13 protein-coding genes are annotated in these 15,360 nt (G+C 36.7%); 3 read left to right on the plus strand and 10 right to left on the minus strand.

All coding sequences use genetic code 11. The features are described 5' to 3' along the window. Window positions 1-127: 127 nt before the first annotated feature. The 3 genes from spsR to spxA form a co-directional block, all read right to left on the minus strand. Window positions 128-805 carry an LPXTG-anchored surface protein SpsR gene (spsR, locus tag CCE82_RS08375; protein WP_086428952.1) on the minus strand — a complete coding sequence of 226 codons (678 nt, stop codon included), beginning with the start codon at window positions 803-805 and terminating at the stop codon, window positions 128-130. A gap of 353 nt (window positions 806-1,158) precedes the next feature. Continuing rightward, window positions 1,159-1,860 carry an adaptor protein MecA gene (gene mecA, locus CCE82_RS08380; protein ID WP_086428953.1) on the minus strand — a complete coding sequence of 234 codons (702 nt, stop codon included), beginning with the start codon at window positions 1,858-1,860 and terminating at the stop codon, window positions 1,159-1,161. 371 nt (window positions 1,861-2,231) lie between these two features. Next, window positions 2,232-2,627 carry a transcriptional regulator SpxA gene (spxA, locus tag CCE82_RS08385; RefSeq protein ID WP_014614374.1) on the minus strand — a complete coding sequence of 132 codons (396 nt, stop codon included), beginning with the start codon at window positions 2,625-2,627 and terminating at the stop codon, window positions 2,232-2,234. A 311-nt stretch (window positions 2,628-2,938) separates the two neighbouring features. On the opposite strand from spxA, the gene trpS reads away from it, so the two are divergent. Continuing rightward, on the plus strand, window positions 2,939-3,928 hold the full coding sequence (gene trpS, locus CCE82_RS08390) for a tryptophan--tRNA ligase (protein ID WP_086428954.1): 990 nt from the start codon (window positions 2,939-2,941) through the stop codon (window positions 3,926-3,928). Between the two features lie 1,029 nt (window positions 3,929-4,957). Here trpS and CCE82_RS08395 read toward each other — a convergent pair. Genes CCE82_RS08395 through opp3b form a run of 5 tightly spaced genes read right to left on the minus strand, consistent with a single transcriptional unit; the run spans window position 4,958 to window position 10,660 of the window. Continuing rightward, on the minus strand, window positions 4,958-6,622 hold the full coding sequence (locus CCE82_RS08395) for a peptide ABC transporter substrate-binding protein (protein WP_086428955.1): 1,665 nt from the start codon (window positions 6,620-6,622) through the stop codon (window positions 4,958-4,960). A 22-nt stretch (window positions 6,623-6,644) separates the two neighbouring features. Beyond that, window positions 6,645-7,586, minus strand: a complete 942-nt coding sequence (locus tag CCE82_RS08400) for an ABC transporter ATP-binding protein (RefSeq protein ID WP_086428956.1) — start codon at window positions 7,584-7,586, stop codon at window positions 6,645-6,647. Next, a complete protein-coding gene (locus CCE82_RS08405; RefSeq protein WP_086428957.1) occupies window positions 7,579-8,658 on the minus strand; it encodes an ABC transporter ATP-binding protein in 1,080 nt (359 codons plus the stop codon). The genes CCE82_RS08400 and CCE82_RS08405 overlap by 8 nt, the downstream gene beginning before the upstream one ends. A 14-nt stretch (window positions 8,659-8,672) precedes the next feature. Next, a complete protein-coding gene (gene opp3C, locus CCE82_RS08410; protein WP_086428958.1) occupies window positions 8,673-9,734 on the minus strand; it encodes an oligopeptide ABC transporter permease in 1,062 nt (353 codons plus the stop codon). Further along, on the minus strand, window positions 9,734-10,660 hold the full coding sequence (gene opp3b / locus CCE82_RS08415) for an oligopeptide ABC transporter permease (protein ID WP_086428959.1): 927 nt from the start codon (window positions 10,658-10,660) through the stop codon (window positions 9,734-9,736). Before opp3b ends, opp3C begins: the two co-directional genes overlap by 1 nt. A gap of 243 nt (window positions 10,661-10,903) precedes the next feature. On the opposite strand from opp3b, the gene CCE82_RS08420 reads away from it, so the two are divergent. Both CCE82_RS08420 and CCE82_RS08425 read left to right on the plus strand, forming a co-directional pair. Beyond that, window positions 10,904-11,281, plus strand: a complete 378-nt coding sequence (locus CCE82_RS08420; protein WP_086428960.1) for a DUF3899 domain-containing protein — start codon at window positions 10,904-10,906, stop codon at window positions 11,279-11,281. Window positions 11,282-11,786: 505 nt separating this feature from the next. Then, on the plus strand, window positions 11,787-12,965 hold the full coding sequence (locus CCE82_RS08425; protein WP_086428961.1) for an MFS transporter: 1,179 nt from the start codon (window positions 11,787-11,789) through the stop codon (window positions 12,963-12,965). A gap of 53 nt (window positions 12,966-13,018) precedes the next feature. On the opposite strand, the gene fabF is transcribed toward CCE82_RS08425, so the two are convergent. Further along, window positions 13,019-14,263, minus strand: coding sequence for a beta-ketoacyl-ACP synthase II (gene fabF, locus CCE82_RS08430; RefSeq protein WP_019165996.1), 1,245 nt, complete (start codon window positions 14,261-14,263; stop codon window positions 13,019-13,021). Window positions 14,264-14,281: 18 nt separating this feature from the next. Beyond that, complete coding sequence (locus tag CCE82_RS08435) at window positions 14,282-15,223, minus strand: beta-ketoacyl-ACP synthase III (protein WP_086428962.1); 942 nt, start codon at window positions 15,221-15,223, stop codon at window positions 14,282-14,284. Window positions 15,224-15,360: the final 137 nt, after the last annotated feature.

Genomic DNA, 15,360 nt, shown 5'->3' on the forward strand with positions numbered 1-15,360 from the left:
ACTCGTTATTTCCAACCTACACAGCAATATTCATAACAATGACGCTTGACTCGACAAGGCCGTATATGAATATTAAAAAAGAGAAAACCCTATTTCAATAGAGTCATCCCTTTCTTTCGTATATTGTCTATATTTTTAAATTTTTTCTCGCTTTTAATAAAACTACAATGCCCACAGTCAACAATGATAATACGATTGGTAAATGCGTTGTATTATCCGATTCACCTGTGTTTGGTAATGCTTTTACAGCAGAATTTGAAGCGCTTGCTTTATCGTGTTGTACAGGTGCCATTACTGCTTTATCATGTTGTCCATTTGGCATGGCTGCTTTTTGATGACTCTGCTGATCACGATTATTTTTGTCACTATTACTTGCACTCTGTTTGTCATTATGTTTTTGTTTCTCAGCATTCATAAATTTAAAATCTGGTAGAGGACCTTCATTTTCTACATAATCTTTATGTGGATACACATTTGGTTCAACGAGCGTGCCATCTGCTTTACGAATATAATGATCTAATGGGGCTTGATCCGAATCTGATGAAACGTTTTTAGATTCATCCATCACTTTAAATTCCGGTAATGGCCCTTCATTTTCTACATAATCTTTGTGTGGATATACATTCGGTTCAACGAGCGTGCCATCTGCTTTGCGAATATAATGATCTAACAGCGCCTGATCTGAATTTTGATTCGTTTCACTTGATGACGTATTGTTTTGAATCGTTTCTGCGGCATAAGATTCGTTACTTACAAAAAATGTTGCGAGTATCCCTAGGCCAAGAACTGCAATTTTTTTATTCATTAAAAAACTCCTCCATAAAATCGCTTTTATTCCCTTTTTCATCTTGCTTTCTCTATATCCTTATAGATAAATGTATACTAAAACTTTATATGAGTAAACATTAATTTTAATTTCATTGAGTTGATGTCTATCTAAAAAAACAATTTTTCTAGAAAATATCCGTTTAAACGAAATGCACTATCAAATACACCTGACTCATTAAGCGTATTTTATAATAAAGAAACTAAACACACGCATGGTGTCAAAGCCAATCATCTATAAGCTCCCGATTCAAAATAGGTATAGAAAGCTTCTTACAAAAAAAGATCAAGCGATGCACTCACTTGATCTCTTTTCATTTGATTAATATTGGGTTATTGCGCTTCTGGAAAATAACGTTTCACTTGTTCAACCACATTATGACTCATCACAATTTTACCGTAATCATTCAAGTAAAGTTCTGTTTTGTCACTTGGTGCAGTAAACTCTAAAATTTGGCCATAATAGTCATGAATCTGTTCTTCTGCAACTGTGTCGTCAAAATGAACAACATAATAATATGTGTCATCTAACATATAAAGTAAATCTTCAAATTGTGTCAGACGTTGATCATTTCGGTGTGCATAAGCAATCACATCTTCTAAATCTTCAAACTTAAAGATGGCCGTACGTGTTGTTGCTGCACGATTTTTATTTGAACGTTTACGATATGATTGTTCTGTATCTTTATCATTTTCTGTATCTTCATCTTTCAACGACTGTGACAACAATTCATTGAGTTGACTATCAAATTCATCAAAAGCACTGTCATCTTCAGACATTTGCATTAAATCATCATTTTTGGATTTTGAAATGGTTACTTCGACACCTTTTTCGAAGGCATGTACTTGAATCCATAGTGGCCCTTCAACCACAAAATCTTCTTCTTCGTTGACCTCTTCCATCACTGACCAGAAAAATTCTTCGCCGCGCTTACGGTTTGTCCAAAGATCTTCGCGTTTGAATCCACGTGCTTCTATATCTGTATACGTAATAAAAAGCTTTACTGTCATGTCATCAATTCGTTCTATTCTCATATCATCTCACTCCTTACAGTCGATGAATAGTAATCCTATTGTATTAAACAACTTCTAAAAACTCAATCTATTTGTCTGTATCATACAATCTTTCAAGAATATCATACTTTAAGTATAACACAATCCGTTTGTTACACCATTTTTTGTGACTTTCATGTGAATACAAATGAAATATCACATCTTTTATAATTTTTCATTCCTCGACTGTACAATTGAAGTGTCTATTTTGCAAGTGATATCACGTATGTTACATGTCGAAAGGGATGGGTTAAAGGTCCGTATCACAATGTGAAAATAGAAAAAGGACTAAAACGTCAATAGTTCTAGTCCTTTGGTATATGGCTCACCATTATGATGGAAAGTCAATATGCTTAATCTACCATACGTTGCGCTTCTTGTAATTGGAACGTACGTACTTTACGTGGTAAGAAACGACGAATTTCATCTTCGTTGTAGCCCACTTGTAATCGTTTATCATCTAAAATAATTGGTCGACGTAAAATACCAGGATTATCTTGAATAATCGCATATAAATCTTGAAGAGGTAGTGCGTCGATATCCACGTTTAATTTTTGGTATGTTTTAGAACGTGTTGAGATAATTTCGTCCGTTCCATCTTCAGTCATTTTTAAAATTTGTTTAATTTCATCTAAAGTTAAATGTTCAGAAAAAATATTTCGCTCCGTATACGGAATGTCATGTTCTTGTAACCATGCTTTCGCTTTACGGCAAGATGTGCAACTTGGTGAAGTAAATAATGTTACCATACATCTCACTCTCCTAATTTAATGAAAATGAATTCATTGTAATTTAACGTTTCAAGATTGACTGCTCAATATGTGTTAAAACAATTCAAATCTTTACGTTTTCGCTTCTAACGCTATGATTCTATTATACACCTTAAACATTAAAATTAAATGAGAAAAATGCAAAATAATCCAATGATTTCAATAATCAGACTTTAGTAGTAGATTCGTCAATCCGATCATTACGTTCATCATATCATAACTTACAAACGATGAAAATACTGTTACAATAAGAGTATCGATTAAACATGAAAGAAAGTAGGCTATTCATTATGAAAACGTTATTCTCAGGAATTCAACCGAGTGGTATCCCCACAATTGGTAATTACATCGGTGCATTAAAGCAGTTCGTCGACATTCAAGATGCGTACGACTGTTATTTCTGTATCGTGGACCAACATGCGATTACGGTACCACAAGATCGTTTGAAATTAAGAAAGCAAATTCGCCAACTCGCAGCGATTTATCTTGCGACAGGCCTTAACCCAGAAAAGGTCACATTATTTATCCAATCAGAAGTGCCAGCACATGCTCAAGCAGGATGGATGTTAACAACCATTTCTTCTATCGGTGAGCTTGAACGTATGACACAATTTAAAGATAAATCTCAAAAACAAAGTGAAGGCATTCCAGCTGGATTACTGACTTATCCCCCATTAATGGCAGCAGATATCGTATTGTATAACACTGACATCGTGCCTGTCGGTGATGATCAAAAACAACATATCGAATTGACACGTAATTTAGTGGATCGTTTCAATAGTCGCTATAACGATATTTTGACAAAGCCAGAGATTAAAATGCCAGAGGTCGGCGGTCGTGTGATGAGTTTACAAGACCCTACTAAGAAAATGAGCAAAAGTGATGACAATCCTAAAAACTTCATTTCTTTATTAGATGAACCAAAAGTTGCTGCTAAGAAGATTAAAAGTGCAGTGACAGATTCAGATGGTATTATCAAATTCGATAAAGAGAACAAGCCAGGTATTACGAATTTATTGACGATTTATTCTAGCTTAACAGGCGAATCTATTGCGTCATTGGAAGACCGTTATGCAAATGAGGGCTACGGCAAGTTCAAAGGCGATTTAGCAGAAGTGGTAGAAAACTTTTTGACGGATTTCCAAGAGAAGTTCAATAGCTTTTATGAATCAGATGAATTGGATTCGATTTTAGATGAAGGTCGTGACAAAGCACATCGCGCATCGTTTAAAACATTGAAGAAGATGGAGAAAGCGATGGGGTTAGGACGTAAGCGATAAAGTGCATCTCTTGAATCCATATTAGTTTTGATATTAGTATTACCCCCTTTCTTAAAAAGTAAAGTTGCAAGTCTTCAGATTGCTTCCTAGGTCTCGCTTTCCCAGGGGACTTGCCTCAACTCAATTTGGCTTGATTTAAGTGTACACTTGGTGGAAGCCAAATTGGATTTTCGGCTACGTCTGATCCCTCGGGAGTCTCGACCTGGTCGCTATCTGACTTGCAACTGCTTTAATTTCAGCATCTCTTTTTGTTTCATACTCCTATTCATTTGTTAATCCCCTTATTATCCTAATGCCTTCTCTTTCTTTTTATCTTTATCCATTCATTTGGTGTGCTGATAACTTTTGGTTTGAATTGATTTCAAGTTTGTTTCACCAATTTCTGATTTATACAGTTTAGTTTTTACGATTACGTCTTGTTTTTAAGGACTGTTATGGATGTTTTGTACGACGTCTCGACCTGGTCGTTATCTAACTTGCAACTGCTCTAATTTCAGCATCTCTTTTTGTTTCATACCCCTATTCTTTTGTTACTCCGCTTATTATCCTAATGTCTTCACTTTTTTTATCTTTATCAATTCATTTGGTGTGCTGATAACTTTTTTGAATTCATCTCAAGTTTGTTTCATCAATTTATGATTTATACAGTTTAGTTTTTACGATTACGTCTTGTTTTTAAGGACTGTGATGTGTGTTTTGTACGACGTCTCGACCTGGTCGCTATCTGACATGCAACTGCTTTAATTTCAGCATCTCTTTTTGTTTCATACTCCTATTCATTTGTTAATCCCCTTATTATCCTAATGCCTTCTCTTTCTTTTTATCTTTATCCATTCATTTGGTGTGCAGATAACTTTTTGAATTCATCTCAGGTTTGTTGGTTTAGCTTATGATTCATACTCATTTGTCCTTACAATTTTTGCTTATGCTTCTCTTTTTTAAGTATTTGCAGATTATTCCCACAAAAAAAGCGTGTTACTGCATAGGATAAACCTAAACAATAACACACTTTTTAATTCATTCTTTCAACTACTTTTCTTTCTTCTTACCTGTTTCTCTATCAATACTCTTATCAATATAAACGTATTTCAATGAAGTATCCCCACCAATATTATGATATTGCAGATTTTTCACTTGTGGGTTTGTTAAATGTGCTTCACCTTTTTGATAAATTGGTGCAATCGGCGCTTCATTTAACAAGATCATCTCGGCGTCCACTAAAGTTTGGTTACGCTTTTTAACGTCATTTAACAACGGTCCATTCGCATCTTTAATTTTTTGATCATACTCTTTATTACTCCAACCTGTATTATTCGATGCGTTACCTGTTGTCATAATGTTGAGGAAAGTCATCGCATCTGGATAATCAGGACCCCAACCTGAGATAGAGATATCATAGTTTTCGCTTTGTTCACGGGCAATACGTTGTTTAAACGGTAATTGTTGAATTTTAATTGTGACACCCGGTAAGTTTTTCTCAATTTGCGCTTTAATAAATTCAGCGGAAATTTTAGAGCCTGGTGTATCTTCAGTATTAACTGTAAATGTAAATTCTTTTTGACCTAATGCTTTTTTCGCTTTCTCAAAGTGCGCTTTTGCTTCATCTGGATTGTATTTAAGCGGCGAATTGATTTGATCAGAGTAATCTTTGCCATTTGGATCTTTTGCTGTTGCCTTTGCCGTAAATCCATCAGTTGGCTGCGAACCATTATTAAGTACGGAGTCGACATACTCATCTTTATTAATCGCTTGTGCCAATGCAAGACGCATATCTTTATTTTTCAATGCAGGCACTTTACCTTGGTTTAATTTCAAATAAAACGTCGATGCAAGTAAACGTTTTTTTAATGCCGGTGAATCTTTATATTTATCCACCTGCTCTGATGAAATCGTCGTATCATCGACTGACTCTGTATCGTAGAGTGACGCACCTGCTTGACCGTCTTTTAAAACTTTATAGTTAATTTTATCAAGTTTGACGACATCTTTATCCCAATACTTGTCATTTTTCACTAATAAAATTTTATCTTCAACTGCCCATTGTTTCACTTTAAACGGACCATTATACACAGCTTTCTCAGCAGTTGTACCATAGCGATCGCCGAATTTTTTCACGACTTTTTCATTTTGTGGTAAGAACGTCCCAAACGCCAACATTTCTTTATAATAAGGAATCGGTTTTTCCAATTCAAATTGTAAAGTATAATCGTCTAGGGCCTTTACACCAAGTTCTGAAGTTTTCTTTTTACCCATATTAATTTGTTCAGCATTTTTCAAATCATACATAATGTACGCATATTCTGAAGCTGTATCTGGGTCCAACACACGGCGCCACGCGAAGACGAAATCATGTGCTGTCACCGGATCTCCGTTCGACCATTTCGCATTTTTACGCAATTCAATTGTCCAAGTTTTGCCGTCATCTGAAATTTTCGGTTGACCTTTCGCAACACCTGGCTGCGCATTATCGTTACCATCTAATGTATATAAACCTTCATACACTTGATTATATTTGTCGAAGCTTACTGTGTCCGTTACTTTAGCTGTATCAAGTGACGACATATCTTGAGGGATAACTTTACGGAATACCTGTCCTTCATCACTATAAATACCACCATTGTTACCACAAGCTGCTAATACGAGTACTGATAAAATAGATGTGATCAATAATTTAAATCTATGCTGCTTTTTCAATTGTGATTCCCCCTTTCTGTCTTTATACACCGACTGATTGGTGTTCCGTTTGAAATTGTTTCAGTTCTTCTTCTGTCGCAAACACATAATGATCTTTCGTACATTCCACTAATTGACGCTGATCATTTTTCGTATGATCCTCTTCATAAGCAACACGTGTTCTTGTACGCTCACTGTCAGGATCAGGTTGAGGTACGGCAGATAATAAAGACTTCGTATAAGGGTGAATCGGATTGTGATAGATTTCATCAGCAGGTCCGAGTTCTACAATTCGTCCAAGATGCATCACGGCAATTCTGTCCGATATGTACTTCACCATTGATAAATCATGTGCAATAAACAAAAATGTGATATTGCGTTCACGTTGTAATTTTTGCATTAAGTTGACGACTTGTGCTTGAATCGATACGTCTAATGCTGAAATCGGTTCGTCTGCAATAATAAATTCAGGTTCTACCGCTAATGCACGGGCAATCCCAATACGTTGACGTTGACCGCCTGAAAATTCGTGCGGATAACGATTGGCGTGACTTTTTCTTAATCCTACAGTTTCCAACAAATCATAGACACGTTTTTTACGATCTTTACGGTCTTTGGCTAAACCATGAATATCAATGCCTTCCGCAACAATATCCATTACTTTTAAACGCGGATTTAATGATGCATATGGATCTTGGAAAATCATTTGAATCTTTTTATTAAACTTTAATAAATCTTTACGCTTTTTAATTTCTTGAATGTTAACCCCTTCGTAAAGCACCTGTCCATCCGTAACATCGTTCAACTTAATAATCGCTTTTCCAGTTGTAGATTTACCAGAACCTGATTCCCCAACAAGACCGAAAGTTTCCCCTTTAAAAATTTTAAAAGAAATATCTTCAATGGCACGAACTTCATTGCGCTTGCCTTGATTGAAATATTGCTTCAAATTTTTCACTTCAACTAATACTTCTTTTTCATTCATTAAACGACACCCTTTCTACGCGTTCTGGTTTGGCAAAGTTGTTCGGCATTGGACGCTGCTTACGCTTTACCATTTCTGGCGGTTCAACTTCAGGTGCACGTTCATCTAACAACCATGAACGAACAAAATGCGTTGGCGACACTTTAAACCATGGGGGTGCCTCTTTGAAATCAATCGCTAAAGCATACTCACTACGCGCCGCAAAGGCATCTCCTTTTGGTGGACGCGTCAAATCTGGAGGTGAACCTGGAATCGCCATCAACGCTGTATCATCTGCCATTTCTAAATCAGGCATCGATGACAATAATCCCCATGTGTAAGGATGTTTTGGATCATAGAAAATTTCGTTGACATCACCTGTTTCAATCATTTGGCCACCGTACATCACTGCAACACGATCTGCCACATTCGCCACGACACCTAAATCGTGGGTAATGAAAATAATAGACGTATCAATTTTTTGTTGAAGTTCTTTCATCAAGTCTAAAATTTGTGCTTGCATTGTTACATCAAGCGCTGTTGTCGGTTCATCCGCAATCAAAATTTTCGGCTCACATGCAAGTGCCATCGCAATAACAATACGTTGACGTTGACCTCCTGAAAATTGATGTGGATATGCATTAAAACGTTCTTCAACACGTTTTAAGCCAACAAGTTTTAACAACTCAACCGCACGTTTTTTCGCTTCAGTTTTACTTAAACCGATATGACGAATAATCGGTTCCATCACTTGTTTACCAATTTTCATCGTTGGGTTGAGTGACGTCATCGGATCTTGGAAAATCATTGAAATTTCTTTTCCACGTAACTTCATGAGTTCTTTTTCCGATTTTTGGGTCAAATCTTCACCGTTAAAAATAATACTCCCATTTTTAATTCGACCTGTTTGTCCTTGGAATAATTTTGTGATTGCTTTCGTTGTGACAGATTTCCCTGAACCTGACTCTCCAACGATGGCCAACGTTTCACCTTTATCCAAGTACAAATCGACGCCTCTAACCGCTTGCACTTCCCCTGCTTCAATATCGAAGGAGACATGCAAGTCATTGATTTCTAATACACGCTCAGACATTGTACATTCCTCCTTTATTTACGCATTTTAGGGTCAAATGCATCGCGTAGCCCATCACTAAAGAGATAGAAAAATAGAATTAATAAACTTAATACCACTGCTGGAATAAACAACTCATGCGGATGAATTAATAACATCGCACGACCATCGTTTACTAGCGAACCTAAAGAAGTTCTTGGTGCAGGCACCCCGATTCCGATAAAGCTTAAAAAGGCTTCAAAGAAAATCGCATTCGGTACTGTAAACATTGACGTAACAATAATCGCACCTAATGTATTCGGTAAAATATGTTTGAAAATCAGCTTTAAATTCGATGACCCTAATGTACGTGATGCTAAAACGAATTCTTGATTTTTTAATTTTAAGAATTCTCCACGTACGACACGGCTCATCCCAATCCAACCCGTAATCGTCATCGCTAAAATAATCGTCCAAATCGATGGCTCAAAAATTAAGACGAATAAAATTACGACAATTAGCGTTGGAATTGAAGAAATAATTTCGATAATACGTTGCATCACATCGTCAACACGACCTCCAAAATAACCGGAAATCGCACCGTAAATGACACCGATAAAGATATCTAAAAGCGCGGCAACAAGACCGATGAAGAGTGATACTTGCGTCCCTTGCCATGTACGTGTCCATAAATCACGTCCAAGTTGGTCTGTACCAAACCAGAAGTTTTCTGTCACGTGTGCTTTTTCATAGGCATTGCCATCTACACCTTGTCCATCAAACGGTAAAAATGGCACTTTATCTAATACTGCAATTTTCGCAGGTAAGTTACGACGTTGTACATCTTGTTCTGCATAATCATGACCGTTAAGCAAAGGACCAATCAATGCAAATAAGATGATAATCACAAGACCGATCATACCAACTACAGCAAGTTTATTACGCTTTAATTGTGCCCAAGCATCTTGCCAAAATGTGCGACCTTCTCGTTGAAATTCTTGTTCTCCACTATCCGGTGCACCTGTACGAATAAAATCTTCGTGCATAATTCCAGAGGTTTGCGCAACTGTCGCGCCTGAATGATCATCTTGTGGTAAATGACGTTCTTGTTTTGACATTATTTTTTACCTCCTTGCAAGCGAATTCGTGGATCAATTAAACCGTAAAGGACGTCCACAATGAAAATGGAAGCGATAAACAATGTACTGAATAATAATGTAATCGCCATAATCACTGAAAAGTCATTTGTCGTAATTGAACGCACAAACTGGTCACCAAGTCCTGGTACACCGAAAATATTTTCAATCGTTAATGTCCCAGTTAAAATGCTCGCTAACATCGGTACAAGGATTGTTACAACTGGAATCAATGCGTTTCGTAACGCATGCCCGAATAATACTCTTGCTGTCGAATTACCTTTTGCTCGAGCAAGTAATATGTAATCAGAACTCAATACTTCAATCATTTCTGCTCGAATGTATCGTGCCACTGTGGCTAATACAACTGCGGATAATGCGAGTGATGGTAAGATTGCCGTCGATATCCCTTCCCAACCCGCTACCGGGAACCATTGTAAACGTACCGCGAATACGTATTGTAATAATACGGCTAATACGAATGATGGTACTGAAATGGCGATAACCGATATAAAGGTGGCCAGATAATCGACCCATGAGTTTTGTCGAGTTGCTGCGATAACCCCTAATATCACTCCTAAAATGACACCAATGACCATCGCAAATAAGCCCATTTGAAATGAAGGTACTAATCTCGGTTTAATGAGATCCCAAACAGGTTGGTTGTCGTATTGGAATGAGTTACCAAAATCTCCTTTTACAACGTTTTTCATATAGTTGCCATACTGAACAGGTAGTGGATCATTCAATCCGTATTTCTCATTCAAAATGGTCTTTTGTTGTTCACTTAACTTTTCATCGTTAAATGGTGAACCTGGCATCAATTTCATCAAGAAAAATGTGATTGTCACGATGATGAATAAAGAAATGACCATGTACAGTAAGCGCTTTAGTGTGTATCTAAGCATTATTCATACCCCCTACATGCTAATTAACATTCCCTTCTAAATTTTCAGAAATATTAATGCCATTATAGACTTTTCACAAAATTTAATCAATAACAATTTGAAACAAAACTAAAAGCTTCACGATTTTTAAGATTTGTGACAACTCTTTTTACTGTAAATAAAACTTTATTAACTTAGAATGAGATGTCAAATTGAGCCGTTTCCGTTACAATATGGGAGTAAATACAAAAAAGGACTGAAACGATGAAATACTTAAACAAAAATGCTTTAATTTATATCTTATTGACACCTATCGCAAGCATCATCATTTGGCTGTTTTCAACGCATACTTTTACCCAATTGTTAAACATCTTTTTCACCGTCTCCATTTTAGTCGGTATTCTATTGTTCACACTATTAGTCGTTCAAGAAGGGATACTCGATGTGACAAGCTATGGTTTCAGAAAGTTCCGTTACCAATTGATGCGTAAAAAGAATCGTTCACGTTTACAAGATGATGAATTTTTTAACCCTAAGGAGCCTAAAAAAGCACATCATTTTGTATCACCATGGATTAAACCTGCTTTAATCATGCAGGTCGTTTACTTTTTATTAGCAATTATCATTGCATATTTAATTTAAAATGATGTGTATCTCTTATGCACAAATGTTTGTTTAGCGTGTATATGAAGTCTGATAATTCCGAAATGTTGCTGTGATGCTTTATCACTTTGAAGTTACCCATATCATAGAAGTTCAAAGTGTTTATTTAGTAAATAGTCATCTAGCGACACGTCCTGTTTTGATAGGCATATAGCAGTACGACGGCAACATGACTTTGTTTCATAATCGGAATGTTTGTGCCGAGTTTCTTCCATTATATAGTTACTTTATACATTTTCATTTTCAAAGTAGACATAACCATCACATTAGAAATGTTCTTCTATTACAAACAGTGTTGTATAACTATTCATAGATATGAAAGCGACTACGCTATATAAAAATGCGATAAAAAGACGAGAAGATCTGAGGCAACTTTGAGATTTCTCGTCTTTTTTAAAGTACAATATTTTTAACAGAATTTTCTAAAAATAATGACTTTCTATTTATTTTTATTGTATTATATTTAATAAATAGGGGGGATTTAATGCAAAAATCAATCATACTGTTATGTTTTGAAACGATATCAACATTTTTTTCTGCTATTTTTACGTTTGCTTGTGGCTTCTATATTTTAACGATTACGGATTCGGGTTCAATTTTCGGGAGTTATCTTGCTGTGCTATCCATCATTACTATACTCACTAGCCCATTGTTAGGAAATTTAATCGATCGGCATTCCAATAAAAAAATACTGCTATTCGGTCAACTTTTAAGCAGTATGTCTTTATTCATATTTGCATGTCTACATCACAACGACATCTATAGCATCTTTACGGTGATGATTATTTTAGTATTCGTTGATGCGATGGTTAAAACAACGATTTCGTCCAATTTTAAGTTTGTCACGGGACCTTACTTAGAAAAAATGGTGTCGATAAGGCAAACCATTCAAGCCGCTTCATTACTCATCACACCCATTTTAGGCGGAGTCATCGTTGCCATTATCAAAATCAATACACTCGCGTTCATCAATGTGGCTACAGAGCTCATTGGCTTGATTTTATTGCTCTTTTTAACATTTAAAAATCCAACTGTACATCATAAAGCAAAATCATTTTCAAAAGGTTTGTTGGAAGGCATGACATACTTATTCCATCATCATCCATTAAAAGTGATCATCATCACGAGTTTATGTATGAATTTCTTATGTAATGCCCTCATTGTCGGATTCCCTATTGTCATTGTGAATCAACTCCATTACTCGTCAAAACTTTTGGGTATGGCTGAAGGTGTACTTGGAGGCGCTATTGTACTTTCGTCGCTCATTATCGCAATGTTTAAAATCAATAGTCACATTAAAAATTTATATGTCATCTCCATGATATTACAAGCATTATCCTTACTCATTGTTGCATCTACATACTTTTTACTCACGAATCCTATGCTCGTCTATAGTTTGATATTGCTTAGTAACTTTTTGTTAGGCTGTTCAGTGTCGCTTAATAATATTCCATTTCAAATGATGATGCATCACACGATTGAAGAAAATTTCAAATCACGCGTATTTTCATTAACACAAAGTATCGTATCCGGTTTGACACCTTTATCGTATGTCTTATTTGGATTGTTAGTACCGCTTCACTACGGTATCGTCTATGTCGTTTGTTCTATTATCGCATTCATCGTCGTGCTGTTTTTTAGAAAAAGTTACATACATGAATAAAGCGATGACACCCTCTATCATCATAGAAAGCATCATCGCTTAGTTTCATCATTCTATTCACTATATTTCTTGAAAATTAATACAGCATTGTGTCCACCAAAACCTAAACTGTTACTCATTGCATATTCGATATCATGATCGACTGCAACATTTGGTGTAATATCTAAGTCAATTTCTGGGTCTGGTGAATTTGCATGGATGGTCGGTGCGATTTTACTATCACGGATGGATAAAATAGAGAAAATCGCTTCGACACCACCTGTTGCACCTAATAAGTGGCCCGTCATTGATTTTGTAGAACTAATTTTAAGGTTATATGCTGCTTCACCAAACGTATTTTTAACCGCTTGAATTTCAGATAAGTCGCCTACTGGTGTACTTGTCCCATGTGCATTTAAGTACTGGATGTCGCTCGGTTGGATACCTGCATCTTTAATCGCAGCTTCCATCGCACGAGAACCGCCTTCACCTTCTGGACCTGGCGCAGTAATATGATACGCATCACCCGTTGCACCATATCCGACAAGTTCAGCATAAATTTTTGCGCCACGTGCTTGTGCAGATTCTAATGATTCTAAAATTAAAATCCCTGCACCTTCACCCATCACAAAGCCGTCACGACCTTCTTGGAATGGACGACATGCTGTTTCGATATCACCGTTTGTTGTTAATGCACGGCTTGCACTAAATCCTGCAATAGACATATGTGTGATTGGGGCTTCTGTACCACCTGCAATCATCACATCTGCATCGCCACGTTCGATAATTTTAAATGCTTCACCAATAGAGTTCGTTGCAGTCGCACAGGCTGTTACAGTTGCACCGTTTGGCCCTTTAGCGCCTGTATCAATTGACACTTGTCCTGATGCCATATCTGGAATTAACATCGGTACGAAGAAAGGACTAACGCGACGTGGTCCTTTTGCTTTCAATTGATCATATGCTTGTTCAAATGTTTCCATACCACCAATTCCTGAACCAATCCATACGCCGACACGATTCGCATTCGTTTCGTCAATTGTAAGTCCTGAATCTGTTAACGCTTCACGAGACGCTACAACGGCATATTGCGTAAAGCGCGCCATTTTACGTGCTTCTTTTTTAGGAATAAAGTCTTCAACATTAAAATCTTTAAGTTCTCCACCAATGTGGACTTGGTAAGGTTCCGTATCAATTCTTGTAATTTTATCGATACCATTCACACCATTTAATGCATTTTCCCACATTGTCGGGACATCATTTCCGATTGGTGATAAACCACCAAGACCTGTCACTACAACACGCTGTTTTTTTGTCATATTCATTTCCTCCTCTATTTATTTACCCCATCTGATGACGATTGAGCCCCAAGTGAGTCCTCCACCGAAGCCTACAAAAACAACGACATCATCGTCTTTTATGCGTCCATTTTCTAATTCTTGTTTGACACTGAGCGGGATAGAAGCTGCTGATGTGTTACCATATTTATCTACTGAGACACTCATTTTTTCTTTTGGTAAATTTAATCGTTGACGCGCTGACTCCATAATACGAATATTCGCTTGGTGCGGAATAAACATATTAATGTCATCTGGGCCTAAGTTCGCTTTTTCAACTGCACGTTGCGAAGATTCACCCATCACGCGTACAGCAAATTTGAATACTTCACGGCCGTTCATACGAATAAAGTTTGTTTCTTGATCTTGGTAAAGGTACTTACCACCAACACCATCTGAACCTAACTCATAGCTCAGAATACCACGATTTTCAGATACTTCGCCAATAATTACTGCACCTGCACCGTCCCCAAATAAAATGGCAGTCGAGCGGTCATTTAAATCTGTAATTTTTGAAAGTTTGTCTGCACCGACGACGAGCACATTTTTATACTCACCTGATAAAACAAATGAACGTGCTGTAACAATGCCGTACATAAACCCAGAGCATGCGGCTAATTGATCCATTGATGCAATTTTACCGAGCCCTAATCGTTGTTGTAACATATTTGCCACTGTTGGAAAGCGGTGATCTCCAGTAGATGTTGCAACAATAACCATGTCTATGTCTTGTGCTTCGATACCTGCATCTTCAATCGCACGAATACTTGCCTCATACGCTAAATCAGATGTATCTTGATCTTCATCTGCCCATCTACGCTCTTTAATCCCAGTCATTTGTGAAATCCATTCGTCAGATGTATCTAGGTATGATTCAAAATATGCATTATCGACAACACGATCTGGGGCATATGCGCCAAATCCTTTAATACCTACATTCATGGTTTGAACACCTTCTTTTAAAATTTTTAATACCAGGTATTAATTTAACATATTGTCATAAAAAAAGACAAGTGACATGCTGGGGATGGTATACAAAACATCTCAAGCATACTATAATAGAATTATCAGTTAAATGG

The sequence above is a fragment of the Staphylococcus cornubiensis genome (assembly GCF_900183575.1).
Classification (GTDB): Bacteria; Bacillota; Bacilli; order Staphylococcales; family Staphylococcaceae; genus Staphylococcus; species Staphylococcus cornubiensis.